The organism is Streptomyces sp. UNOC14_S4 (assembly GCF_020740835.1).
In the GTDB taxonomy this organism is placed as follows: Bacteria; Actinomycetota; Actinomycetes; order Streptomycetales; family Streptomycetaceae; genus Streptomyces.
The window spans coordinates 1-24681 of sequence record NZ_JAINFC010000050.1; the positions used below are offsets into that span (position 1 = coordinate 1).

The following is a 24681-nucleotide window of genomic DNA, read 5'->3' on the forward strand; positions in this document are numbered from 1 at the left end:
GCGTCAGTAGTGTATAAGAGACAGCGCCTATTGGGGGCGCCTCTTGCGCTCAGCGCGCGGCTGCGGGCCGGTGGGGCCGGTCGCGCAGTTCCCCGCGCCCCTGGCGGGGCACAGCCCCCGTTCTCCCATATCGCGTACCCGTGACGACAGTCACGATCCGGTGATAGCTTCGGCGGCAGCAGACGCACCAGCCCTCCGGCTGAAGGAGTCCGCCCATGAGCCCGAGCCCGAGTCCGAACCCGAGCACCGGCCCGGAGCGGTTCACCGGCTCCGCCTCGCGTACGGAGCACTGGCGGCACCTCGACCTCTCACTCGACGGTGGCGGCGTCGCCACCGTCACCCTCTCCCGTCCCGCCAAGCTCAACGCCCTCACCTTCGGCGCCTACGCCGATCTGCGCGACCTGCTGCCCGAGCTCGCCCGCGACAGCTCCGTACGCGCCCTCGTGCTCGGCGGCGAGGGCCGCGGCTTCTGCTCCGGCGGTGACGTCGACGAGATCATCGGTGCGACGCTGGCCATGGACACGGCGGGTCTCCTCGCGTTCAACCGGATGACGGGACAGGTCGTCCAGGCCCTGCGCACCTGTCCGTTCCCGGTGGTCGCCGCCGTCCATGGGGTCGCCGCGGGCGCCGGTGCCGTGCTCGCGCTCGCCGCCGACTTCCGGGTCGCCGACCCCACCGCCCGGTTCGCCTTCCTCTTCACCAAGGTCGGCCTCTCCGGCGGTGACATGGGCGCCGCCTACCTGCTGCCCCGCGTCGTCGGCCTCGGCCACGCCACCCGGCTCCTCATGCTCGGCGAGCCCGTACGCGCCCAGGAGGCGGAACGCATCGGCCTCATCAGCCAGTTGGCCGACGAGGGTGGGGTCCACGCCGCCGCGCGCTCCCTCGCCCGCCGCCTCGCCGCCGGGCCCGCCCTGGCCCTCGCACAGACGAAGGCCCTGCTCACCGCCGAGCTCGACATGCCGCTCGCCGCCTCCGTCGAACTCGACGCCGCCACCCAGGCGCTGCTGATGAACAGCGCCGACTACGCCGAGTTCCACGCCGCCTTCACCGAGAAGCGGCCGCTCTCCTGGCAGGGGCGGTGACGATGCGGGTCGCGGTCATCGGCGGCGGACCCGGCGGGCTGTACGCCGCCGCCCTGCTGAAACGGCACGATCCCGGCCACGCCGTCACCCTCTGGGAGCGCAACGCCCCCGATGACACCTACGGTTTCGGCGTCGTCTTCTCGGACCAGACCCTCGGCGGCATCGAGGGTGCCGACCCCGAGGTGTACGCCGCGCTGCGCGAGGAGTTCGTCCACTGGGACGCCATCGACGTCGTGCACCGCGGCCGCACCCTCGCCTCCGGCGGCCACGGCTTCGCCGCCCTGGGCCGCCACCGGCTCCTGGAGATCCTCCACGCCCGCTGCCGCGGCCTCGGCGTCGGCCTCCGCTTCCGTACCGAGGCCCCGCCCGCCGGTGAACTCGCCCGCTCCCACGACCTCGTCATCGCCGCCGACGGGGTGCACAGCACCACCCGCGCCACCCACCGGGACCACTTCCGGCCCACCATCACCCCTCACCGCTGCCGCTACATCTGGCTCTCCGCCGGCCTCGCCCTCGACGCGTTCCGCTTCGAGATCGCCGAGACCGAGCACGGCCTGATGCAGCTCCACGCCTATCCCTACCGCTCCGACGCGTGCACCGTCATCGTCGAGATGCGCGAGGAGGTCTGGCGCCGCGCGGGACTCGACCGCGCGGACCACGCCGCCACGGTGAAGCAGTGCGTCACATACTTCCCCGGCTTCTCCCGCCTCCTCGACGGCCGCCCCCTGCGCACCAACCGCTCCTCCTGGACCGCCTTCCGCACCGTCGTCAACGCCCACTGGTCGCACGGCACCACCGTGCTCCTCGGCGACGCCGCCCACACCGCGCACTTCTCCATCGGCTCCGGCACCAAGCTCGCCGTCGAGGACGCCCTCGCCCTCGTGGACCGCCTCGGCGACGGCCTCCCCGTTCCCGAGGCCCTCGCCGCGTACGAGGCACAGCGGCGTCCCGTCGTCGAGTCCACCCAGCGCGCCGCCCGCGCCAGCCTCGAATGGTTCGAGGACCTCGCCGTCCACGTGGACCGTACGCCCCGCCGGTTCGCCTTCGACCTGCTCACCCGCAGCCGCCGCGTCACCCACGACAACCTCCGCCTCCGCGACCCCGGCTTCGTCGCCGCCGTCGAGGCGGAAGCAGGCATACCGCCCGGCACCCCACCGATGTTCACGCCTTTCCGGCTGCGCGGCCTGACCCTGCGCAACCGCGTCGTCGTCTCGCCGATGGACATGTACTCCGCTGTCGACGGCACCCCCGGCGACTTCCACCTCGTCCACCTCGGCGCCCGCGCCCTCGGCGGCGCGGGCCTCGTGATGACCGAGATGGTCTGCGTCAGCCCGCACGGCCGCATCACCCCCGGCTGCTCCGGCCTCTACGCGCCCAAGCACGAGACCGCCTGGCGCCGCGTCACCGACTTCGTCCACACCCAGGCCCCTGGCACCGCCATCGGCCTCCAGCTCGGGCATTCCGGCCGCAAGGGCTCCACCCGCCGCCAGTGGGAGGGCATCGACGAGCCCCTTCCGCATGGCAACTGGCCCCTCGTCGCGCCCTCGCCGCTGCCCTACCGGCCCGGCGTCAACCAGACCCCGCGCGCCCTCGCACCGGCCGACATGGACGTCATCCGCCGCCAGTTCGTCCGCTCGGCCGAAGCCGGGGCCCGTGCCGGTTTCGACCTCCTCGAACTCCACTGCGCGCACGGCTATCTGCTCTCCAGCTTCCTCTCCCCGCTCACCAACCACCGCACCGACGCCTACGGAGGCAGCCTCGCCGCCCGGCTGCGCTACCCCCTGGAGGTCTTCGACGCCGTCCGCGCCGCCTGGCCCGCCGACCGGCCCATGACCGTCCGCATCTCCGCGACCGACTGGGCCGACGGCGGCACCACCGCCGCCGACGCCGTCGCCATCGCCCGTGCCTTCGCCGAGCACGGAGCCGACGCCGTGGACGTCTCCACCGGCCAGGTCGTCCCCGACGAGCGGCCCGCCTACGGCCGCTCGTACCAGGCGCCCTTCGCCGACCGGATACGCCACGAGGCGGGCGTCCCGGTCGTCGCCGTCGGCGCCATCTCCTCCTGGGACGACCTCAACTCCCTGATCCTGGCGGGCCGCACCGACCTGTGCGCCCTGGCCCGCCCCCACCTCTACGACCCGCACTGGACCCTGCACGCCGCCGCCGACCAGGGCTACGCCGGGCCCGGCGCGCCCTGGCCCGCCCCGTACCGGGCGGGCAGCCGCAAACCCCCGACGGGGCGCGGCGCTTGACCTCAAACGTCATGGGGTGTCTGACCCGCCTAGCCGCCCGCCACCCCGGCCGCACTGCCTGTGCCGCCTGTACCGGCTGCCGCACCCGTCTCTTCGTTCACGAACCGCGCCCCCGCGTCCCGCAGCCGCGCGTGCAGCGCCGTGAAGACCCGTGCAGCCCGGGCGCCCGGCCAGTCCGTGGGCAGCAGGGCGACCGGCAGCCCCGGATCGGCGTACGGCAGCCTGCGCCACGAGTCCAGCGCCAGCAGGTAGTCGCGGTAGGCGTCCCGCGGCGGGACGGCGCGCCGCCGCGCCCACCGGTGCAGCACCGGCTCGTGGACCTGGAGGAAGGCCCGGTGCTGCGCGGCCAGCGCGTCCAGGTCCCACCAGCGCGCCACGGCCTCCGCCGTCGGTTCGAAGCCGAGGTGGCTGCCCCGGAACAGATCGACGTACGAGGCGAGTTCCAGCCGCTCCAGCGTGTGCCGCGTCTCGTCGTGCACGTGCGCCGGGGCGATCCACACCCCCGGTGCCGCCGTGCCGAAGCCCAGCCGCGACAGCCGCGAGCGCAGCAGGTGCCGCTTGTGCCGCTCCTCCTCCGGCACCGAGAACACCGCCAGCAGCCAGCCGCCGCCCGAGCGGGACGCCACCCGCCCGTAGATCCGCCGGTCCCCGTCGTCCAGCAACTGCCGTGCGGCGTCCGACAGTCCGTACCCCGCCGCGCCCTCCGGCGTACGGTCCGGGACGAGCAGCCCACGCCGTTTGAGGCGGGAGACGGCCGACCGCACCGAGGGCGAGTCCACGCCCACGGCCGCCAGCAACCGGATCAGGGCCGCGATCGGCACCGGCGGAGCGGCCCGCTGATCGGCCTGATCGGCGCGGCCACGACCGAACGCGCCGTAGAAAGTGACGATGAGGGACCGAGGGGTATGGAGTGGTTGCTGGTCAGTCACGGGGAAACTGTAAAGCTCCGGTACGGAGCCGGAAGCGCTGGAGTTTGCCGGTGGGCGTGCGGGGAAGGGCGTCCAGGAACACGATCTCGCGAGGGCACTTGTACGGAGCGATCTCCTTTTTGGTGAACTCCCGCAGCTCCGCGGCCGTCTCCGCGGTCCGCGGCACACCCGCCCGCAGCACCACATGGGCGACGACCACCTCGCCGCGCCGCTCGTCAGGCCGCCCGACGACGGCCGCCTCCAGCACCTGGGGATGCCGCAGCAGGGCCTCCTCGACCTCGGGGCCCGCGATGTTGTAGCCCGCCGAGATGATCATGTCGTCGGCGCGGGCGACATAACGGAAGTAGCCGTCGTGCTCGCGGATATACGTGTCCCCCGTGAGGTTCCAGCCGTCCCGTACGTACGTGGTCTGCCGGCCGTCGGCCAGGTAGCGGCAGCCGGTGGGTCCGCGCACGGCCAGCAGCCCCGGCTCGCCGTCCGGCACGGGGGCGCCGTCCGGGCCGACGACCCGCGCCTCGTACCCGGGCACCGGCAGTCCCGTGGTGCCGGGACGCACGGCGTCGTCGGCCGCGGAGATGAAGATGTGCAGCATCTCCGTCGCGCCGATGCCGTTGATCAGTCGCAGCCCGGTGGCGTGCCGCCACGCGTGCCACAGCTCCGCGGGCAGGTGCTCGCCCGCCGACACACAGCGGCGCAGCGAGGACGTGTCGTGCGCGCCGAGCCGGGCGAGCATCGCGCGGTACGCGGTCGGCGCCGTGAACAGCACCGACACCCGGTGCGCCGCGATGTCCCGCAACAGCCGTTCCGGGCCGCCCCAGTCGGCCAGCAGCGCCGACGCGCCCGCCCGCATCGGGAAGACCACCAGACCGCCGAGCCCGAAGGTGAAGCCGAGCGGTGGGCTGCCCGCGAAGACGTCGTCCGGGCGCGGCCGCAGCACACGCGCCGAGAACGTGTCGGCCACGGCGAGCACGTCCCGGTGGAAGTGCACGCACCCCTTGGGTCTCCCGGTGGTGCCCGAGGTGAAGGCGATCAGCGCGACGTCGTCGGCCGAGGTCTCCACCGCCGCGTACGATGACGGTTTGTCCGCGGCCAGCCGCAGCAGGTCGTCCGGGGCGTCCCCGCCGTACGGCGTGACCCGTAAGGAGGTCACCGGCGCCCGCAGCAGGTCGTCGACCGACCGGGTGTCGCACAACGCGTGCCGTATGCGGGCCAGTTCGCAGATCGTCGCGAGCTCGTGCGGGCGCTGCGCCGCCAGGACGGTCACGGCCACGGCGCCCGCCTTCATCACCGCGAGCCAGCAGGCCGCGAGCCACGGCGTGGTGGGGCCGCGCAGCAGCACCCGGTTGCCGGGCACCACGCCCAGGTCGGTGGTGAGGACGTGCGCGATCCGGTCGACGTGACCCTTGAGCTCCCCGTATGACCAGACGCGGCCCTCCCCGTCCCGTACGGCCGGACGGTCGGGGCCCAATCGTGCCGCCGTGGCGTCCAGCAGTTCCGCGCCGCAGTTGAGCCGGTCCGGGTAGCGCAGCGCGGACGGTCCCGCGAGGTCGAAGCGGAGGACGGGCCACTGCCCGGCGGGCGGGAGGTGGTCGCGTGGAAAGGTGTCGACGTGCGCCGACGGCTTGAGCTCCATCGCGGATGCGCCCCCTCGCGCCGATGTAAGGGCCGATGTAAGGGAGGAGAAGGAAGGTGCTGTCGAGGAGAACGGGGGCCGGGCCGGGGCCCGGGGGTCTTGCCGACCGGGCGATCCGCTGCCAGCGTAGCGAGTCGGTGACGGCAGTCAACTGAACGCGATAAGCGATCGCGGAGGGGAGCACCCGGTGCCCGCCCATTCCCACACCTCCCACCTGCTCGCGCTGGACGAGGCGCGACGCGCCTGGTACGAGGAGCTGCGCGCCCTCGCCGCCGAGCATCTGCGGCCACTCGCGGACAAGGGGGAACCGGGGCGCGTCAATCGCCCGCTGATCGCGGCGCTCGGCGAACTCGGCCTGCTCGCCCGTCTCTTCCCGGCGGACGGGCCCGTCCGGGCCATGGACCTCTGCCTGCTGCGCGAGGCCCTCGCCCGCGAGTGCACCGAGGCGGAGACGGCCCTCGCCCTCCAGGGGCTCGGCGCGTATCCCGTCGTCCAGTCCGGCACGTCCGCACAGCGGGACCGGTGGCTGCCGTCCGTCGCCGCGGGCCGCGCCGTCCCCGCGTTCGCGCTCAGCGAGGAGGGCGCGGGATCCGACGCGGCGGCGCTGGAGCTGTGTGCCGAACGGGACGGTTCCGGATGGCGGCTCTCCGGTGAGAAACGCTGGATCTCCAACGCGCCCGAGGCCGACGTCTGCACCGTCTTCGCCCGCACCGGACCGGAGGAGCGCGCCCGCGGCATCACGGCCTTCCTGGTCCCCGCCGACCGGGCCGGGCTCCGCGGGCAGCCGCTCGACATGCTCGCCCCGCACGCCATCGGCACGCTCGTCCTCGACGGCGTCCGCGTCGGCCCCGGCGACGTCCTCGGCGCACCGGGCGACGGCTTCCGCGTCGCCATGCGCACCCTCGATCTCTTCCGCCCCAGTGTCGGGGCGTTCGCCGTCGGCATGTCCCGCGCGGCACTCGCCGCGGCCGTGGCCCACGCGGGCGAACGCCGCGCCTTCGGCGGCCCGTTGAAGGATCTGCAGGCCGTCTCCCACCAGCTCGCCGAGATGGTCACCCGCACCGAGGCCGCGGCGCTGCTGGTGTACGCGGCCGCGGCGGCGTACGACGCGGGGGAGTCCCGCATCGCGGCCCGCTCCGCGATGGCCAAGCTGTACGCCACCGAGACCGCCCAGTACGTCGTCGACACGGCCGTGCAGATCCACGGCGCGCGAGCCCTCCAGCGCGGCCACCTCCTCGAACACCTCTACCGCGAGGTCCGTGCGCCCCGCATCTACGAGGGCGCCACGGAGGTCCAGCGCACGATCATCGCGAAGGAGCTCTACCGATGACGGCGGAACGCATCAATCCGCCTGCGCTCGCCCCACCGAGAGGCTTCTCCCACGCCGTCCTCGCCACGGGCACCCGCTACGTCCTCCTCTCCGGCCAGACGGCCCTGGACGCGAACGGCCGCATCACGGCCCCCGACCTCCCGGCCCAGTTCGAGCGCGCCCTGACGAACCTCCTCCAGGCCCTCGAGGCGGCGGGCGGCACGGCGGCGGACCTGGCGCGCCTCACCGTCTACACCACCGACCTGCGCGCCTACCGCGCGTGTGCCCGTGACCTGGGCGCCGTCTGGCGCGGGGCGATGGGCCGCGACTACCCGGCGATGACGGTGGTGGAGGTCAACCGCTTGTGGGACGAGGAGGCGCTGGTGGAGCTGGAGGGGACGGCGGTGCTGGGGTGACAGGCCACGGCGATGCTTCCGTCAGATGTCCCGGAAGATCTCGATCTGCGCTCCGATCGAGTTCAGGCGGGACGCCAGGTCCTCGTAACCGCGGTTGATGACATAGACGTTGCGCAGCACCGACGTGCCCTCCGCCGCCATCATCGCGAGGAGGACGACGACTGCCGGGCGCAGGGCCGGGGGGCACATCATCTCGGCGGAGCGCCAGCGGGTGGGGCCCTCGACCAGGACGCGGTGGGGGTCGAGGAGTTTGACGTCCGCGCCCAGGCGGTTGAGGTCGGTGAGGTAGATGGCGCGGTTGTCGTAGACCCAGTCGTGGATGAGGGTCTGGCCCTGCGCGGCCGACGCGATGGCCGCGAAGAACGGCACGTTGTCGATGTTCAGGCCGGGGAACGGCATCGGGTGGATCTTGTCGATCGGCGCGCACAGCTTCGAGGGCCGTACGGTCAGGTCCAGCAGCCGGGTACGGCCGTTGTCCGCGCGGTACTCGGGGCTGCGCTCGTGGTCGAGGCCCATCTCCTCCAGGACCGCGAGCTCGATCTCCAGGAACTCCACGGGCACGCGGCGGATCGTCAGTTCCGACTCGGTGACCACCGCGGCGGCCAGCAGGCTCATCGCCTCCACCGGGTCCTCGGAGGGCGCGTAGTCGACGTCGCGGTCGATGGTGGCCACGCCGTGCACGGTGAGGGTCGTCGTGCCGATGCCCTCGACCTGCACGCCCAGCTCCTCCAGGAAGAAGCAGAGGTCCTGGACCATGTAGTTCGAGCTGGCGTTGCGGATGACGGTGACGCCGTCGTGGCGGGCCGCCGCGAGCAGCGCGTTCTCGGTGACGGTGTCCCCGCGCTCGGTCAGCACGATCGCCCGGGTGGGTGCGACCGAACGGTCGACCCGTGCGTGGTAGGTGCCGTCCGTGGCGGTGACCTCCAGGCCGAAGTGCCGGAGCGCCGTCATGTGCGGCTGCACGGTACGGGTGCCGAGGTCGCAGCCTCCCGCGTACGGGATCTTGAAGTGGTCCATCCGGTGCAGCAGCGGCCCGAGGAACATGATCACGCTGCGGGTGCGCCGTGCGGCCTCGGTGTCCATCGCGGCCAGGTCGAGCTCGGCGGGCGGCACGATCTCCAGGTCGTTGCCGTCGTTGATCCAGCGTGCCTTGACGCCGATGCTGCCGAGGACCTCCAGGATGCGGTAGACCTCCTCGATCCGCGCGACCCGGCGCAGCGTCGTCCGGCCGGCGTTGAGGAGGGTCGCGCAGAGCAGGGCCACGCACGCGTTCTTGCTGGTCTTGACATCGATCGCGCCCGAGAGGCGGCGGCCGCCGACGACCCTCAGATGCATCGGGCCCGCGTACCCGAGGGAGACGATCTCGCTGTCGAGAGCCTCACCGATCCGGGCGATCATATCAAGGCTGATGTTCTGATTTCCCCGCTCGATGCGGTTGACGGCGCTCTGGCTGGTGCCGAGCGCGTCCGCGAGCTGCGTTTGTGTCCAGCCGCGGTGCTGTCGTGCGTCGCGGATGAGCTTGCCGATGCGGGCGAGGTAGGCGTCTGTCATGAGTCAGACGGTATCTCAGATATGAGATTTCTTCTGTGTGCCGTCTTGCTGACGGTTGTCCTGCCGCGTCTTCCCGCGTCTTCCTGGCCGTCATTTCTTCCCCGTATGTCCGACGGGCAGACCTCTCGGGCCGTCCGCTTCCTCGGTGCTGGGAGCTCCGGTGGCGCCACGAGCCCGGGTGCGCTTCCGCGCCCCGGCGTGCACGCCGCAGTTCACGCCGGGGGCCTGGCGGCCCGGCGGTCGGGCATCCGGTGGCCGCGCAGCGCCGGCGTGCCCGCCGCCACCAGGGCGACGGCACCGGCACACAGCAGGCCACCACTGACCAGGGCCACCGCCCCTGACGTGGCGTCCGCCAGCAGCCCGCCGCGCAGGTTGCCGAGGTCCGGGCCCGCCTGCCCGGCGATCTGCTCGGCGGCGCCGACGCGGCCGAGCAGTTCCTTCGGGGTGTGCAACTGGACGATGGCGCTGCGGGACACCACGGAGACGGTGTCGGCCGCCCCCGCCAGGGCCAGGCAGGCCAGACCGGCCCACGGCTGGGACACCAGTCCGAACAGCGCGAGCGCCAGGCCCCAGACGGCCGATCCGCCGAGCATCACCAGGCCCGGGCGTGGCGAACGGGTGAACGTGCCGGAGAAGAGGGACGCGACGCCGCCACCGACCGCCAGCGCCGTCAGGAACAGCCCGAGCGTGCGCGGATCGCCCCCGAACCGCTCCGCGTTGACCAAGGGGAACAGGCTGACCGGCATCGACAGCACCGTGGCGGCCAGATCCGTGAGCAGCGCCGCACGGACGGCGGGGGCGCGGACCAGGAACGCCAGTCCGTCCGCCACGCCGCGCAGCCCGGGGCGGGCGGGCTCGCTCGCGGGCCCCGTGCGCGGCAGGGCCGACGCGCCGAGGAAGGCGGCGACGAAGGTGCCCGCGTCGATCAAGTAGCAGCCCCCGACGCCCAGGCCGCCGAGCGTCAGCCCGCCCAGTGCGGGGCCTGCCAGCAGCGCGCCCTGGAAGGAGACGCGGTTGAGCGCCAGCCCGGCGGCCACCTGCTCCTCGGGCAGCAGGAGCGGGACGAAGGTACGGGAGGCCGGGCCGCCGCCCGCGGCGAAACAGGACTGCGCCGCCACCAGCGCCAGCACTCCTGCGACCGGCAGGCGCCCCGGGGAGCCCTGCAAGAAGCCCTGCAAGGCGAGCAGCAGTGAACACGCGGCCTGCCCGCCGGTCATGACAAGGAAGAACGTCCGCCGGTCCACCCGGTCCACGACGGATCCCGCGAACAGCCCGAGCGCGACGAGCGGCACTGCCTGCGCCAGCCCGACCGCGCCGGTCCACGCGGTGCTCCCCGTCGTCCGCCAGACCTGGAACGTCACGGCGACGAGCGTCATCTGGCCGCCGACCCCGGAGAGTGCCTGGCCGCACCACAGCCGCCGGAACGCCGGTGACGACCGTAACGGCGTCACGTCCAGCAGCGCGCGCCCCGGCCCCGTCCGGTGCCCCGGTCTCATCCGGCGTCTCGGCCCCGCCCGGCGCCCCGTGCCGGTCACTCCCATGCCGGGTCCTGTGCCAGCCTCTCGGCGATCCGGTCGTGGAAGTTCCTGCGCGCGAGGGCCTGTTCGATGTCGGCGACGACCCGGGTGAGCGGATAGGGGATCTCGGCCTCGATCTCGGCGAGCGCGGCCTCGGTGGCCCGCCACTCCGCGGCCAGGCGGCCGACGACGTCGCGCGCCTTGTCCGTGAGGGTCACCTTCTTGCTGCGCCCGTCGTCGCCCGCGACGGTCCGCACCCAGCCCGCCGCGCGCATGGCGGCGACCTTCTGGCTGAGCGCCGAGTGCGTCCGGCCGACCGACTCGGCCAGTTCGGTGATGGTCATCGGGCCGCGGGCGTGCAGGCGGAGGAGCTCCATGACCCAGCTCGGCTTGAGCCCCTCGATCCGCCGTTCGGCATAGAGGCGGGCGATGTCCGCGTCCATCGATTCCTGGAGCAGCCGCAGGGGCCGCCAGAGGCTGTGCGGGGTGGGGTCGGGCGTGCGGTGCTCGGGCATGCCACCATCGTAACAGTACTTATATAAGTGCTGTTACGTTTACGCCTGCCACGGCCAGGACATGACCGTTCCTTCGCGATGTACTAGAGTTATCTCGACATCGAGATATCTGCCGAGAGGCGTACCGCTGTCGCGCTAGTAAGGCGTACCTAACTAAGGCACACCTTATCGGATCGGCGCGATCTCGGGGCGGCAGGATTGCCGCAGTACGCGAATTCATGCATGAAGGAGACTGTCGTGTCGGCGAACAGCTTCGACGCCCGCAGCACGCTGCAGGTGGGCGACGAGTCGTACGAGATCTTCCGGCTGGACAAGGTCGAGGGCGCCGCTCGCCTTCCCTACAGCCTGAAGGTGCTGCTGGAGAACCTGCTCCGCACCGAGGACGGCGCGAACATCACCGCCGACCACATCCGCGCGCTGGGCAACTGGGACTCGCAGGCCCAGCCCAGCCAGGAGATCCAGTTCACGCCGGCCCGCGTCATCATGCAGGACTTCACCGGTGTGCCCTGCGTCGTCGACCTGGCCACCATGCGCGAGGCCGTGAAGGAGCTGGGCGGCGACCCGGCGAAGATCAACCCGCTGGCCCCGGCCGAGCTGGTCATCGACCACTCCGTCATCGCCGACAAGTTCGGCACGAAGGACGCCTTCGGCCAGAACGTCGAGCTGGAGTACGGCCGCAACAAGGAGCGCTACCAGTTCCTGCGCTGGGGCCAGACCGCCTTCGACGAGTTCAAGGTCGTCCCCCCGGGCACCGGCATCGTCCACCAGGTGAACATCGAGCACCTGGCCCGTACGGTCATGGTCCGCAACGGCCAGGCCTACCCCGACACGCTGGTCGGCACCGACTCGCACACCACGATGGTCAACGGCCTGGGCGTGCTCGGCTGGGGCGTCGGCGGCATCGAGGCCGAGGCCGCGATGCTCGGCCAGCCGGTCTCCATGCTCATCCCGCGTGTCGTCGGCTTCAAGCTGACCGGTGAGCTGCCCGCCGGCACCACCGCCACCGACCTGGTCCTCACGATCACCGAGATGCTGCGCAAGCACGGTGTCGTCGGCAAGTTCGTCGAGTTCTACGGCGAGGGCGTCGCCGCCACCTCGCTGGCCAACCGCGCCACCATCGGCAACATGTCGCCGGAGTTCGGCTCCACTGCCGCCATCTTCCCGATCGACGGCGAGACCCTGAACTACCTGCGCCTGACCGGCCGCTCCGAGCAGCAGGTCGCGCTCGTCGAGGCGTACGCCAAGGAGCAGGGCCTCTGGCTGGACCCGGCCGCCGAGCCGGACTTCTCCGAGAAGCTGGAGCTCGACCTCTCCACGGTCGTCCCGTCAATCGCCGGTCCGAAGCGCCCGCAGGACCGCATCGTCCTGGCCGACGCCGCCAAGCAGTTCGCCGTCGACGTCCTGAACTACGTCGACACCGCCGACGAGGCGGGCAAGGAGTCCTTCCCGGCCTCCGACTCCCCGGCCACGGCCAACGGCGTGCCGTCGCGGCCGACCACCGTCACCGCTCCCGACGGGTCGACCTACACGATCGACCACGGCGCCGTCACCGTCGCCGCGATCACCTCCTGCACCAACACCTCGAACCCCTACGTCATGGTCGCCGCCGCGCTCGTGGCCAAGAAGGCGGTCGAGAAGGGCCTGACCCGCAAGCCGTGGGTCAAGACCACCCTCGCCCCGGGCTCCAAGGTCGTCACCGACTACTTCGACAAGGCGGGCCTGACCCCCTACCTCGACAAGGTCGGCTTCAACCTCGTCGGCTACGGCTGCACCACCTGCATCGGCAACTCCGGCCCGCTGCCGGAGGAGGTCTCCAAGGCGGTCAACGAGCACGACCTGGCCGTGACCTCGGTCCTCTCGGGCAACCGCAACTTCGAGGGCCGCATCAACCCCGACGTCAAGATGAACTACCTGGCCTCCCCGCCGCTGGTCGTCGCGTACGCCATCGCGGGCTCCATGAAGGTGGACATCACGCGTGACGCCCTGGGCGCCGACCAGGACGGCAACCCGGTCTTCCTCAAGGACATCTGGCCGACCGAGGCCGAGGTCAACGACGTCGTGGCCAACGCCATCGGCGAGGACATGTTCAACAAGTCCTACCAGGACGTCTTCGCGGGCGACGCCCAGTGGCAGGCCCTGCCGATCCCGACCGGCAACACCTTCGAGTGGGACGCCGAGTCCACCTACGTCCGCAAGCCCCCGTACTTCGAGGGCATGACGATGGAGACCACCCCGGTCACCGACATCACCGGCGCCCGCGTGCTGGCGAAGCTCGGCGACTCGGTCACCACCGACCACATCTCCCCGGCCGGTGCCATCAAGGCCGACACCCCGGCCGGCAAGTACCTCACCGAGCACGGTGTGGAGCGTCGTGACTTCAACTCCTACGGCTCGCGCCGAGGCAACCACGAGGTCATGATCCGCGGTACGTTCGCCAACATCCGCCTGCGCAACCAGATCGCGCCGGGCACCGAGGGCGGCTTCACCCGCGACTTCACCCAGGCCGACGCGCCGGTGTCGTTCATCTACGACGCCTCGCAGAACTACCAGGCCGCCGGCATCCCGCTGGTCATCCTGGGCGGCAAGGAGTACGGCTCCGGCTCGTCCCGCGACTGGGCGGCCAAGGGCACGGCCCTCCTCGGCGTCAAGGCCGTCATCACCGAGTCGTACGAGCGCATCCACCGCTCGAACCTCATCGGTATGGGCGTCCTGCCGCTCCAGTTCCCGGCCGGCCAGTCGGCCGACTCGCTCGGCCTGACCGGCGAGGAGACCTTCTCCATCGCCGGCGTGACCGAGCTGAACGAGGGCACCACCCCGCGCACCGTCAAGGTCACCACCGACACGGGCATCGAGTTCGACGCGGTCGTCCGCATCGACACCCCCGGTGAGGCGGACTACTACCGCAACGGCGGCATCATGCAGTACGTGCTGCGCTCGCTGATCCGCAAGTAAGCCGGAGTCAAGCCGGAGTAAGGATCGCCGTCCAGGCGGACGGTCCTTACAGCGACTGGGGCCGCATCCCTTCCGGGGTGCGGCCCCAGTCGTATGCCCGGCCGTATGCCTCACGTGTCCGTCAGCCGGACGACCGGACCGGCCCGATGAGCTCGACCTCGGCCAGGGTGCCCTCTCCGCCCGGCACCTCCAGCCGGTAGTGGTGATAGGCGCCGGGCGCGCGTACGGAGAACACCCGCGTCTGCCGGTCCCAGGCGAAGGACTCGCCCGTGCGCCGGTCGACCTCCGTCCACGTCCGGCCGTCCGCCGAACCCTTGAGCACCCAGCCCCTCGGGGCCTTGGCGCGGTCGGAGGAGGTGAGGGTGTACGAGGTGACGCGGCCGCCGGACGGCACCTCCAGCGCGGCCGTGGTGAACCCCTGCTCCGTGGCGGAGGTGTTGTCGGTGAGGGCCGACGTGCCGGGCTGCGTCAGGTCGCCCTCCGGGGCGGGCACCGCGTCGTCCTTGGTGAGCGAGACCGGTCCCGCGTCCTTGCCGCTGCCCCACCGCGACGGCCGGGGGCCCATGGCGAACTCCAGCGTCGCGCCCCCGGCCAGTACGGAGTGCGGGAGCGCGGTGGAATCCCACGGCTTGCCGTTGACCCGCAGCCCCTGCACATAGACGTTCCGGGCGCTGTTGCCGGGCGCCTTCACCACCACGTCCCGGCCGTTCTCCAGGTGGACGGTGGCCTCCGTGAACAGCGGCGAGCCGATCGCGTACTCCCCGCTGCCCATCACCAGCGGATAGAAGCCGAGGGCACCGAAGAGATACCAGGCCGACATCTCGCCGTTGTCCTCGTCACCCGGATAGCCCTGGCCGATCTCACTGCCGAGGTAGAGGCGCGAGAGCACCTCGCGGACCTCCGCCTGCGTCTTCCACGGCTGCCCCACCGCGTCGTACAGATAGGCGATGTGGTGCGAGGGCTGGTTGCTGTGGCCGTACATCCCCATGCGGACGTCCCGGGCCTCGGTCATCTCGTGGATGATGCCGCCGTACGAACCGGCGAACTCGGGCGCCCCGGTCTCCGGTGTGCGGAAGAAGGTGTCGAGCTTCCGCGCGAGCGCCGCCCCGCCGCCGTAGAGGTTCGCCAGGCCGCGGGTGTCCTGGGGGACGGTGAAGGCGAAGTTCCAGCCGTTGGTCTCGGTGTAGTCGTAGCCCCAGACGCGCGGGTCGTACTGCTTGGGCGTGAGCCGCCAGTGGCCGCTCTGGTCCTTGCCCTGGAAGAAGCCGATCTGCGGGTCGAAGAGCTTGACGTAGTTCCGGGCACGGTTCAGGAAATACGCGGACTCGTCCCGGTAGCGGGCCTTGTGGGTCTTCTCGTAGAGGAATCTGCCCATCTGTCCGAGGCCGAAGTCGTTGATGTAGCCGTCCATCGCCCACGACATGCCCTCGCGGGTGGTGGTGCTGGTGTAGCCGAGGAACGCGGAGGTCTCCATGCCCTTGCGGCCCACGCCGGGGTTGGGCGGCGCCACGGTGGCGTTCTTGAGCGCGGCCTCGTACGCGGCCTCCGCGTCGAAGGGCACGCCCTTGACGTAGGCGTCGGCGAAGGCGACGTCCGAGCTGGTGCCCGTCATCAGATCGGCGTAGCCGGGCGAGGACCAGCGGGAGATCCAGCCGCCGTCCTTGTACTGCTGCACGAAGCCGTCGACGAGCCTGCCCGCCTGCTTCGGGGTGAGCAGGGAGTACGCGGGCCAGGTGGTGCGGTAGGTGTCCCAGAAGCCGTTGTTGACGTAGACCTCGCCGTCGACGACCCGCGCGCCCGTACGGGTCGGCGTGGACTCGCCCTCGGGCGGGGAGAAGGGGCTGGCGTAGCGGTGGCGGGGGTGCGCCGCCGTGCCGGTGTTCTCGAAGCCCGAGTTGGGATACAGGTAGAGGCGGTAGAGGCTGGAGTACAGGGTGGTGAGCTGGTCCCGGCTCGCGCCCTTGACCTCGACGCGGTGCAGGAGGGCGTCCCACGCGGCGCGGGCGCGGTCGTGGACCTCGGTGAACGAGCTGCCCGCCGGGATCTCCTGTTCCAGATTGGCCTTCGCCTGGTCGGTGCCGATCAGGGAGGTCGCGATGCGGAGGGTGACCGTGCGGTCCTTGCCCGGCCGGAAGCGCAGATAGCCGGTGACGCCGTCGCCGTGTGTGCCGTCGCGCTCGACGCGCTCGGCCTGGCGCCGGCCGTCCGGGGGGATCGAGCTGATGGCGTTGCGCGGCAGGTTGGGGGAGCCGCCGAGCTTGCCGCTCGCGGTGACAGGCGCGTCGAAGACGCCGTAGACGAACAGCCGTCCGGCGCCGGTCGACAGGCCGCTCTTGACGTCGGAGTAGCCGGTGACCACCCCGTGGTCCGGGTCGAGGGTCAGCCCGCCCATGTCCTTGACATTGTCAAGAATGACGCTGGAGTTTTCGCCCGGAAAGGTGAAACGCATCATCGCGGCATGGTCGCTGGGGACGATCTCGGACTTGAGTCCGTTGTCGAAGGTGACGCCGTAGTAGTGCGGCTTCGCGATCTCGTTCGAGTGGTGGAAGGGGAGGGCGCGGGCGGTGCGCCGGGCGTCGGGGGTGCCCGCGGCGGTCGAGGGCATCACCTGGAAGGTCTGCCGGTCGCCCATCCAGGGGCTCGGCTCATGGCTCGCGCCGAAGGCCTGGATGGTGGGGAGATTGTCGGCGTTGTTCCCGGCCGCGTACTGGTAGAGCCAGTCCGTGGAGCCGGCGTTGGTGACGGGGGTCCAGAAGTTGAAGCCATGGGGGACGGCCGTCGCGGGGAAGGTGTTGCCCCGCGAGAAGGTCGAGCTGGAATGAGTGCCGCGCGTCGTGAGGGCGTAGTCCGAAAGGTGTGCCTCGGGCTTCTGCGGTGGTGCGGGCGTGAGCGCGATGTCGTCCACCCACCCCCGGAAGCGCGCGGGGCCGGCCGGGGAGTCGTAGGCGATGAGCACCCGGGCGACGGTCTTGCCCGCGGCGACGTCGCCGATGCGGGACTCCTTGTTGTTCCACTGGTTGACGTAGAGCGTCTTGGAGTCCGCCTGCCCCTGCGGGGTGAGGCGCGCGCCGTGCTGGTCGACCGCGCCGAGCTCGCTCAGATAGGTGCCGTCGGTGAAGGCCAGGTCGATGGCCGCGTGGGTGGCCGGATACCGCGGGTCCCGGTCGGGCATGGCCGGGAAGATCCGGTAGGAGAGCACGGTCTCCCGGGTGACCGCGACCTTCACGGAGAAGAGCTTGTTGTACGCGTACGCCCGGCCGGTGGCCAGATGCCTGCCGCCGTAGCGCAGGGCGTGGGTGCCGGTGAAGCCCACGCGTGCCTTGGCCGTGGGCGAGCCGGTGGGGCCGGAGTCGACGTGGCTGCGCATGTCCGGGGGCGGGGGAGCGCTCGTGTCCCCGGTCGCCAGCTGCACCTCCGCCAGCTGGGTGATGTCGTCGCCGTTGTTGCGGGCTATCTCCAGCCGGAAGTGCCGGTACGCCGCCCTGTTCCCGACGGGGAACTCCTTGGTCTGGAGGCGTTTTTCGAAGGACACGTCGTCGCGGCCGTCCAGCGCCTGCCAGCTCCTGCCGTCGTCGGAGCCCTTGAGCGTGAAGCTCCTGGGGTCCCGGCCGGGGGCGTCGTTGGCGGAGGTCAGCGCGTAGCGCACGAGCGCGACCGGCTCCGGCAGGTCGAACTCCAGCCAGGCCGTCCGGTCGAAGACGAGCCACTTGGTGGTGGGCTCGCCGTCGACGAGGTTCTCCTTGCTCTCCCCGGCGCCCGCGTTCTCGCCGCTCGCCCTGACGGCGGTGACCCGGTCGGTGACGTTCCCGGGGATGCCCGCGGTGTCGGCGCCGTCGACCCCGGCCGACTTCCGGTGCCCGTCAGGGCCGGTCTCCACGGTGTCGCGCCAGTCGGGCCGTGGCTCGCCCGGTTCGAAGGAGGAGCTGAAGCGCTGGGCCGCCGCGTCCGCCCGTGCGGCGGAGGCCGTGGCCATGGCCGAGGCGGCCTGCGGGCTCTGAGTGGCCGTCACCACCAGCGCTGCCACCAGGAGGGCCAGCGGGCGGCCGGGATTACGCCATCGGTGTCGGGGTCTCTTCCGCTGGCTCTGCCGCATCCCTGGCCTCTCCACGATCTGGCCCCTCCGCCGAACCGACAACGTTGTCACCTGAGTCGCGCAGAGACCAGTAGGGCGTGAGACGCCAGTGGTGTCAAGGGTCCGAGGGTTGGTGTCGTCATGGCGGCGCCCCGGACGGAGCCCGGACCGAACCCGGGCCGAGCCGGGACCGAGCCCGGAGTGAGGAGGTCTCAACTCGGGAAAGACTGACGGTCAAAGCCGCTTTCGATCTTGCCCAGTTGATGGAAAGTGGACTATACCTGTCGGACGTCCGGACGGCCGCAGGCCGGCCCGGCGGACATCCGGGGGAGAAGCGGCGGACGGGAGCGCCGTGGGCACTTCACCGATCCCGGCGCACGCCCAGCACACCAAGCTTCAACCGACCCGCGGTGTCGGGCCCTTCGGCCATGGCCGGTTCGCACGGTTCGCACGGTTCCAAGGGGAGACCGGTACACCGCCTGAGTCCGTCAGAAGGCGAGGACTTGAGCATGGGATCCACATCGGACGTCAGCCGTCGCGACCTGGTCAAGCGCACCGCGGCGCTCGGCCTGTTCGCGGTGCCCTCGATGAGTGTGCTGGCCGCGTGTGCCACGGGGGGTGGAGGTGACGACAACGACAGCGGCGACAAGGGGAACAAGGGCAAGACGTCCGAGAAGAACCCGCTCGGCGTCAAGAACGGCGCCCCGCTGGACGCCTTCATCTTCAAGGGCGGCCTGGGCGACCAGTACGCCAAGGACGCCGAGGCCGACTACAAGTCCGCCTACGGCGCCGACGTGCAGCACACCGGCACCCAGCAGGTCGGTCCCAAGCTCCAGCCGCGCTTCGCCGGGGGCAATCCGCCGGACGTCATCGACAACTCGGGCGCCGACCACCTGGACATGAACAAGCTTTCCTCGCAGGGGCAGTTGGCGGACCTCGCCCCGCTGCTCGACGCCCCGACGCTGGACGACCCCAAGAAGAAGATCCGGGACGTCCTCTACCCGAGCACCATCGAGAAGGGCAAGCACAAGGACGTCGTCGACGTTCTCTATTACGCCTTCACCGTCTACGGCACCTGGTATTCGCAGAAGCTGTTGAAGGACAAGGGCTGGGTCTATCCGAAGTCCCTCGACGAGATGGTCAAGCTCTGCGAGGAGATCAAGAAAGCGGGCATCGCGCCCTGGACCTACCCGGGCAAGTACCCGTACTACGTCCACTTCAACATCTTCCCGCAGATCGCCAAGATCGGCGGCATGGAGAAGTGGATCGCGATCGACAACCTGGAGCCCAACGCCTGGACCTCCAACGACGCGGTCAAGCAGGTCGTCGGGCACTACGAGGAGCTGGCCGCCAAGGGGTATTTCCTCGAGGGCAGCCAGGGCCTGACCCATATCCAGGCACAGACCGCCTGGACGAAGGGCAAGGCCGTCTTCATCCCCAACGGCTCCTGGGTGGAGAACGAGGCGAGCCCGACCACCCCCAAGGACTTCGACATGGCCGTCGGAGCGCTCTTCGACGGCGGCTCCGGTGACAAGATGCCGCACGGCGCGGTGCGTGCCGAGCCCAGTGAGCCCTTCATCGTCGCGAAGAGCGGCAAGAACCCCGCGGGTGGCATGGAGCTGCTGCGCATCATGCTCTCCAAGAAGCACGCGCAGAACTTCGCACAGAAGGTCCACTCGCTGACGAGCAATACGCAGGGCGCCGAGGGCGCCTCCCTCTCCCCGGGCCTGGCCTCCGCCGCGCAGACGGTCAAGAACGCGGGCGGCAACCAGAACCTGCTGATGATCCAGCTCCAGGAGTGGTACCCGAAGCTGACGGACGAGAAGATGGGTGGCCTCACCAGCCAGCTGCTCACCGGAGGCATCAAGGCCGACGAGTGGATCAAGAAGACACAGCAGTACGCGGACGAGACGGCCAAGGACGGCTCCGTCACCAAGTTCCACCGGTCGGCCTGACGGAGGACCGGGAGAACGAGGGCCGGGAGGCGGCATGAGGCACGGCAAATACCGGTTCATCGCGGGGTTCCTGGCCCTGCCCCTGGCGATCTACGCGATCTTTGTGATCTCGCCGTTCGTCCAGGCGTTCCAGCTCGCGATGACCGACTGGAGCGGTCTCGCGGGCAAGGCCAAGTACACAGGCTTCAAGAACTACGACAGGCTCGTGCACAGCGACGAGTTCTGGAACGCCCTGAAACACAACGTCGTCATGCTCGTGCTGGTGCCGATCGTGACCCTGGCGCTGGGGCTGTTCTTCGCCTACATGCTCAATGTGGGAGGCCGTGCCCGCCGGGGCGCGGTGATCACGGGGGTGCGGGGAGCGCGCTTCTACAAGTTCGTCTTCTTCTTCCCCCAGGTCATCTCCATCACGATCATTTCGGTGATCTGGTTCAACATCTACAACCCGGATCCCTCGGACGGCATGCTCAACTCCCTGCTGGGGGCGGTGGGGCTGGATTCCCTCCAGAGCGCCTGGCTGGGGGAGAAGAGCCTCGCCCTGGCCTGCATCATGGTCGTGATGGTCTGGGCGAACGTGGGCTTCTACGTGGTCCTGTTCTCCGCGGCCATGGCGTCCATACCGCGCGAGATCTACGAGGCGTCGCTGCTCGACGGCGCGGGCCGCGCCCAGACCTTCTTCCGGATCACGCTCCCGCTGCTGTGGGACACCGTGCAGACCGGCTGGGTCTACATGGGCATCATCGCGATGGACGCCTTCGCGCTCGTGCAGATCATGTCGGTGAACATGGGCGGTCCGGACGGCGCGACGGACGTGGTCCCGCTGCGGCTCTACCAGACGGCCTTCCGGGACAGCCAGTTCGGCTACGCGTCGGCCATGGGCGTCGCCATGCTCGTCGTGACGCTGCTGTTCGCCGTGCTCACCATGCGCTTCGCGCGGCGTGAGCGGATCGAGTTCTAGGGCACCGGGTGCCGGCGGTATCGAGGGCTGGGGGTACGGACGGATGACGATGGAAGCGGGTGCGGCGCCCGTGGCGGACGTTGCGGAGGGCGCCCCGGGGAAGCGTCGGGGCGCCGGGCGCGGGCGAGCGGAGGGCGGGGTGCTGAACGTCTTCTCGCACGGCATCCTCCTCGCCTGGGCGCTCATGGTGGGGCTGCCGCTGCTGTGGGTGCTGTGGAGCTCGTTCAAGAGCAGCGGTGACATTCTCGGCTCGCCATGGTCGCTGCCGCGCTCGTTCCACTTCGAGAACTGGGCGCACGCCTGGGACCGGGCCAATATCGGCCGCTATTTCCTCAACACGGTCGTCGTGGTGGGTGCTTCGGTCATCGGCACCATGGTGCTCGGCTCGATGGCGGGCTATGTGCTGGCCCGCTTCTCCTTCCCCGGCAACCGCTTCATCTACTACCTCTTCGTGGCCGGGATGTCCTTCCCGGTCTTCATGCTCGTCATTCCGCTGTTCTTCGTGCTGCGGGATTTCCCCGGGACGCGTCTGCTGGCCACCTATCCAGGGCTGATCCTGGTCTACATCGCCTTCTCGCTGCCGTTCACCGTGTTCTTCATGACGGCCTTCTTCCGCACCCTGCCGACCTCGGTCGCCGAGGCGGCGATGATCGATGGGGCCTCGCACAGCCGGGTCTTCTTCCAGGTGATGCTCCCGATGGCGAAACCGGGGCTCATCAGCATCGGAATTTTCAATTTCCTGGGCCAGTGGAACCAGTACCTCCTGCCCATGGTCCTCAATCAGAGGGAGGACAGGTACGTCCTGACGCAAGGCCTCGCGGAGCTCGCGCTCCAGCAGGGCTATCAGGGGGACTGGGGCGGCCTGATGGCGGGCATGGTGATCGCCATGCTGCCCGTGCTCATCGTCTATGTGATCTTCCAGCGCCAGGTGCAGGCGGGTCTGACGGCCGGAGCGCTGAAGTAGCCGGGGTCCGAGCGGCGGCCCGAGTGACCGGGGAGGCCGTGGGCGCCAGGGTCTCGGCGGCGTCAGCGGAGCGTGAACCACACGGCCTTGCCGACGCCCTGCGCGGCCGGGCGCACGCCCCAGGAGCGGGCGCAACTGTCGACGAGGGTGAGCCCGCGGCCCGATTCGTCGTCGCAGCCCGCGGCGATCCGGGCGGGCACCTCGGGGCAGGCGTCGTGCACATCGACGCGCAGGGTGCGCGAGCGGCAGCTGAGGTCCACCGTCACCGGTGATTTGGTGTGCACCACGCCATTGGTGACCAGCTCCGTCACCAGCAGACAGGCGGTGTCGGCGAGGTCGGCCCTGCCGTGCCGCTGCAGCGCGAGCCGGAGCGAGCTGCGGACGACACTGACCATCCAGGGCTGGGCAGGGATCCGGAGTGAGTACCACCAGTCGGCGGTGGCCAGTTGAGGGTCCTCGCACATTGTGGCTCCGTTCGGGGGGATGAGATTCAACAGTGATGGGGATCGACCGCGAGTGCATAAATTCGGTGGGCTTTCGTCCCTGTGAGTGACTGTGCTCACCGGGTGGGTGCAGGCAGACTCTCTGCCCAAAGGAAGGGAGGATTGTCATGCCGCAGAAGCTCCCAACTATCCGCCAGAAGCGCCTCGGCGCGGAGCTGCGCAAGCTGCGCGAAGCCGCCGGTATGTCGGGCGAGGACGCCGCTGAGGCGCTGGAGTGCGGACAAGCCAAGATCAGCCGCATCGAGACGGGCACGAATGGGATTCGCCCATTCGAGCTACGCGGTCTGCTGAGGGCTTATGGGGTGACCGATCCCGCCCTCGTCGACCCCCTGGTGGAGCTGGCCAGGGAAGGCCGCCGCCAGGGCTGGTGGAATCACTACGCGAGCTCCTTTCCCGGCATCGCCGACCTCGCGCACCTGGAGTCGAAGGCGGTCACGGTCCAGGTGTGGCAGACCGTGCTCGTCCCCGGGCTGCTGCAGACCCCCGGCTATATGCGCGCGCTCTTCGCGGGCGGCCGGTACGGCTACGACACCGCCGAGGCGGACCGCTGCGTGGCCGCCCGCACCGCCCGGCAGGCCGTGCTCGACAAGCCGGACGCCCCCGAGCTCACCGCCCTGGTCTACGAGGCCGCGCTGCGCTGCCCGGTCGGCGGCCCCGACGTGATGCGGGAGCAACTGCGGCACCTCGCGGAGCGTGCCGGGAGCGAGCGGGTGCGCCTCCAGGTGCTGCCCTTCGACGCCGGGGAGCACGGCGGTCTCGACGGCCCCTTCGTGATCTACGGCCTGCTCGCGTCCGGCATGGACGTGGTGATGGCGGACGGCCTCACGGGCGCCGCCCACCTCGACCGGGACGAGGACGTCCGCCGCTACCGCGCGCTCTTCGACGCGCTGCGCTCCCGCGCGCTCCCGCCCGCCGCCTCCGTCGAGCTGATCGAGCGGCTGGCGGCGGGGTCGTGACGGCCGCGCCGTCCCCCGCCGCTCCCGGCACCCCGCTCCGTACGCCGCCGGAGATCCGTACTCCGCCGGAGGCCCGTACGCCGCCGGGCGCGGCCTCCCGCGCCGCGCCCCCCTGGCAGCGGTCCCGGTCCTCCGGCAGCGGCGGTGGCAACGAGTGCCTGGAGGCCGCCCACGGCCCGGACGGGCGGCTCCGCTTCCGGGAGAGCGACCGCTTACGGACCGTGCTCGCGCCCGCGCCCCGCGCCTGGGCGGCCCTGCTGAGGGCCGTGAAGACCGGCGCCCTGGACCGCGCCGCGCGGTGAACCGTCCCGGTGCCCCCCACCCGGCCTCCCGGTGACCCCTCCCGCCTCTCCGCGCCCGGGGCTCGATAGGGTTCAGGGCCTTGACGGGGATTGCTCCGGGCGGCTCAGCTTAGAGTTCATATGTTGTACGGAAGGCCGGGGCAACGGGTGCCGTGACCCGGCCGCGGGACGGCGGCCGTGCCGTCCCCGGCGAGGCGGGAGTGAATGGGCGTGGAGACTCCGGGGTCGCAGTCGTCGCTGCACCGGGCCAACCTGGAGCGGGTCGTACGCGCGGTGCGCATGGCGGGCTCGCTCACCCAGGCCGAGATCGCCCGTACGACCGGGCTCTCGGCCGCCACGGTCTCCAACATCGTGCGGGAGCTGAAGGACGGCGGCACGGTCGAGGTCACCCCCACCTCCGCGGGCGGGCGCCGCGCCCGCAGCGTCTCCCTCTCCGGTGACGCGGGGATCGTCGTCGGCGTCGACTTCGGGCACACCCACCTCCGCGTGGCCATCGGCAACCTCGCCCACCGGGTGCTGGCGGAGGATGCCGAGCCCCTCGACGTGGACGCCTCCGCCGCGCAGGGCTTCGACCGCGCCGAGCACCTGGTCAAACGGCTGATCGCGGAGGCGGGCATCGACACCGCCAAGATCGTCGGGGTGGGCCTCGGGGTGCCCGGGCCGATCGACGTGGCCTCCGGCACGCTCGGCTCGACCGCGATCCTGCCGGGCTGGGCGGGCACCAACCCCCGTGACGAGCTCGCGTCCCGGCTGAGCGTGCCCGTGTACGTCGACAACGATGCCAACTTGGGAGCCCTGGGCGAGCTGGTCTGGGG

At 71.0% G+C, this 24681-nt stretch carries 18 protein-coding genes; 11 read left to right on the forward strand and 7 right to left on the reverse strand.

The annotated features are described in order from the left end of the window. The first annotated feature begins 215 nt into the window (after positions 1–215). On the forward strand, positions 216–1082 hold the full coding sequence (locus tag K6I34_RS07180; RefSeq protein ID WP_229323332.1) for an enoyl-CoA hydratase family protein: 867 nt from the start codon (positions 216–218) through the stop codon (positions 1080–1082). Positions 1083–1084: 2 nt separating this feature from the next. Further along, entirely contained in the window at positions 1085–3334 is a 2250-nt protein-coding gene (locus K6I34_RS07185) for a bifunctional salicylyl-CoA 5-hydroxylase/oxidoreductase (RefSeq protein ID WP_229323334.1), read from the forward strand. A 29-nt stretch (positions 3335–3363) separates the two neighbouring features. Here the strand turns inward: K6I34_RS07185 and K6I34_RS07190 are convergent, their stop codons facing one another. Both K6I34_RS07190 and K6I34_RS07195 read right to left on the reverse strand, forming a co-directional pair. After that, the gene (locus K6I34_RS07190; RefSeq protein ID WP_229323336.1) at positions 3364–4263 is read right to left on the reverse strand and encodes a PaaX family transcriptional regulator C-terminal domain-containing protein; all 900 of its coding nucleotides are present in this window, start codon (positions 4261–4263) and stop codon (positions 3364–3366) included. Further along, positions 4256–5896 carry an AMP-binding protein gene (locus K6I34_RS07195; protein ID WP_229323338.1) on the reverse strand — a complete coding sequence of 547 codons (1641 nt, stop codon included), beginning with the start codon at positions 5894–5896 and terminating at the stop codon, positions 4256–4258. The genes K6I34_RS07190 and K6I34_RS07195 overlap by 8 nt, the downstream gene beginning before the upstream one ends. A 187-nt stretch (positions 5897–6083) precedes the next feature. Here K6I34_RS07195 and K6I34_RS07200 point away from each other — a divergent pair, with 187 nt between their 5' ends. Both K6I34_RS07200 and K6I34_RS07205 read left to right on the forward strand, forming a co-directional pair. Continuing rightward, the gene (locus tag K6I34_RS07200) at positions 6084–7226 is read left to right on the forward strand and encodes an acyl-CoA dehydrogenase family protein (RefSeq protein WP_374230842.1); all 1143 of its coding nucleotides are present in this window, start codon (positions 6084–6086) and stop codon (positions 7224–7226) included. Next, positions 7223–7621, forward strand: a complete 399-nt coding sequence (locus tag K6I34_RS07205) for a RidA family protein (RefSeq protein ID WP_229323340.1) — start codon at positions 7223–7225, stop codon at positions 7619–7621. The genes K6I34_RS07200 and K6I34_RS07205 overlap by 4 nt, the downstream gene beginning before the upstream one ends. Before the next feature lie 21 nt (positions 7622–7642). Here K6I34_RS07205 and K6I34_RS07210 read toward each other — a convergent pair whose 3' ends face one another. From K6I34_RS07210 to K6I34_RS07220, 3 genes are all read right to left on the reverse strand, one after another. Then, entirely contained in the window at positions 7643–9172 is a 1530-nt protein-coding gene (locus tag K6I34_RS07210; RefSeq protein ID WP_229323342.1) for a UDP-N-acetylglucosamine 1-carboxyvinyltransferase, read from the reverse strand. A 212-nt stretch (positions 9173–9384) separates the two neighbouring features. Next, positions 9385–10668 carry an MFS transporter gene (locus K6I34_RS07215; protein ID WP_229323344.1) on the reverse strand — a complete coding sequence of 428 codons (1284 nt, stop codon included), beginning with the start codon at positions 10666–10668 and terminating at the stop codon, positions 9385–9387. Between the two features lie 35 nt (positions 10669–10703). Continuing rightward, complete coding sequence (locus K6I34_RS07220) at positions 10704–11204, reverse strand: MarR family winged helix-turn-helix transcriptional regulator (protein ID WP_229323346.1); 501 nt, start codon at positions 11202–11204, stop codon at positions 10704–10706. Between the two features lie 237 nt (positions 11205–11441). Here K6I34_RS07220 and acnA point away from each other — a divergent pair, with 237 nt between their 5' ends. After that, positions 11442–14156, forward strand: a complete 2715-nt coding sequence (gene acnA / locus K6I34_RS07225; RefSeq protein WP_308293973.1) for an aconitate hydratase AcnA — start codon at positions 11442–11444, stop codon at positions 14154–14156. Positions 14157–14277: 121 nt separating this feature from the next. Here acnA and K6I34_RS07230 read toward each other — a convergent pair whose 3' ends face one another. Next, the gene (locus K6I34_RS07230) at positions 14278–18249 is read right to left on the reverse strand and encodes a GH92 family glycosyl hydrolase (protein WP_374230843.1); all 3972 of its coding nucleotides are present in this window, start codon (positions 18247–18249) and stop codon (positions 14278–14280) included. A gap of 488 nt (positions 18250–18737) precedes the next feature. Here K6I34_RS07230 and ngcE point away from each other — a divergent pair, with 488 nt between their 5' ends. Genes ngcE through K6I34_RS07245 form a run of 3 tightly spaced genes read left to right on the forward strand, consistent with a single transcriptional unit; the run spans position 18738 to position 22105 of the window. After that, entirely contained in the window at positions 18738–20183 is a 1446-nt protein-coding gene (gene ngcE, locus K6I34_RS07235; protein WP_229323350.1) for an N-acetylglucosamine/diacetylchitobiose ABC transporter substrate-binding protein, read from the forward strand. A 34-nt stretch (positions 20184–20217) separates the two neighbouring features. After that, positions 20218–21141: a carbohydrate ABC transporter permease gene (locus tag K6I34_RS07240; RefSeq protein ID WP_229323352.1), complete on the forward strand. Its 924-nt coding sequence runs from the start codon at positions 20218–20220 to the stop codon at positions 21139–21141. Positions 21142–21184: 43 nt separating this feature from the next. Then, positions 21185–22105 carry a carbohydrate ABC transporter permease gene (locus K6I34_RS07245; RefSeq protein ID WP_374230844.1) on the forward strand — a complete coding sequence of 307 codons (921 nt, stop codon included), beginning with the start codon at positions 21185–21187 and terminating at the stop codon, positions 22103–22105. Between the two features lie 62 nt (positions 22106–22167). Here K6I34_RS07245 and K6I34_RS07250 read toward each other — a convergent pair whose 3' ends face one another. Beyond that, positions 22168–22569: an ATP-binding protein gene (locus K6I34_RS07250; RefSeq protein WP_229323354.1), complete on the reverse strand. Its 402-nt coding sequence runs from the start codon at positions 22567–22569 to the stop codon at positions 22168–22170. A gap of 146 nt (positions 22570–22715) precedes the next feature. Here K6I34_RS07250 and K6I34_RS07255 point away from each other — a divergent pair, with 146 nt between their 5' ends. From K6I34_RS07255 to K6I34_RS07265, 3 genes are all read left to right on the forward strand, one after another. Further along, complete coding sequence (locus K6I34_RS07255) at positions 22716–23564, forward strand: helix-turn-helix transcriptional regulator (protein ID WP_229323356.1); 849 nt, start codon at positions 22716–22718, stop codon at positions 23562–23564. Continuing rightward, the gene (locus K6I34_RS38580; protein WP_229323357.1) at positions 23561–23866 is read left to right on the forward strand and encodes a DUF397 domain-containing protein; all 306 of its coding nucleotides are present in this window, start codon (positions 23561–23563) and stop codon (positions 23864–23866) included. Before K6I34_RS07255 ends, K6I34_RS38580 begins: the two co-directional genes overlap by 4 nt. A gap of 210 nt (positions 23867–24076) precedes the next feature. Next, positions 24077–24681 (forward strand): ROK family transcriptional regulator (locus K6I34_RS07265; protein WP_229323359.1); only part of this gene is annotated, 605 nt, incomplete at its 3' end.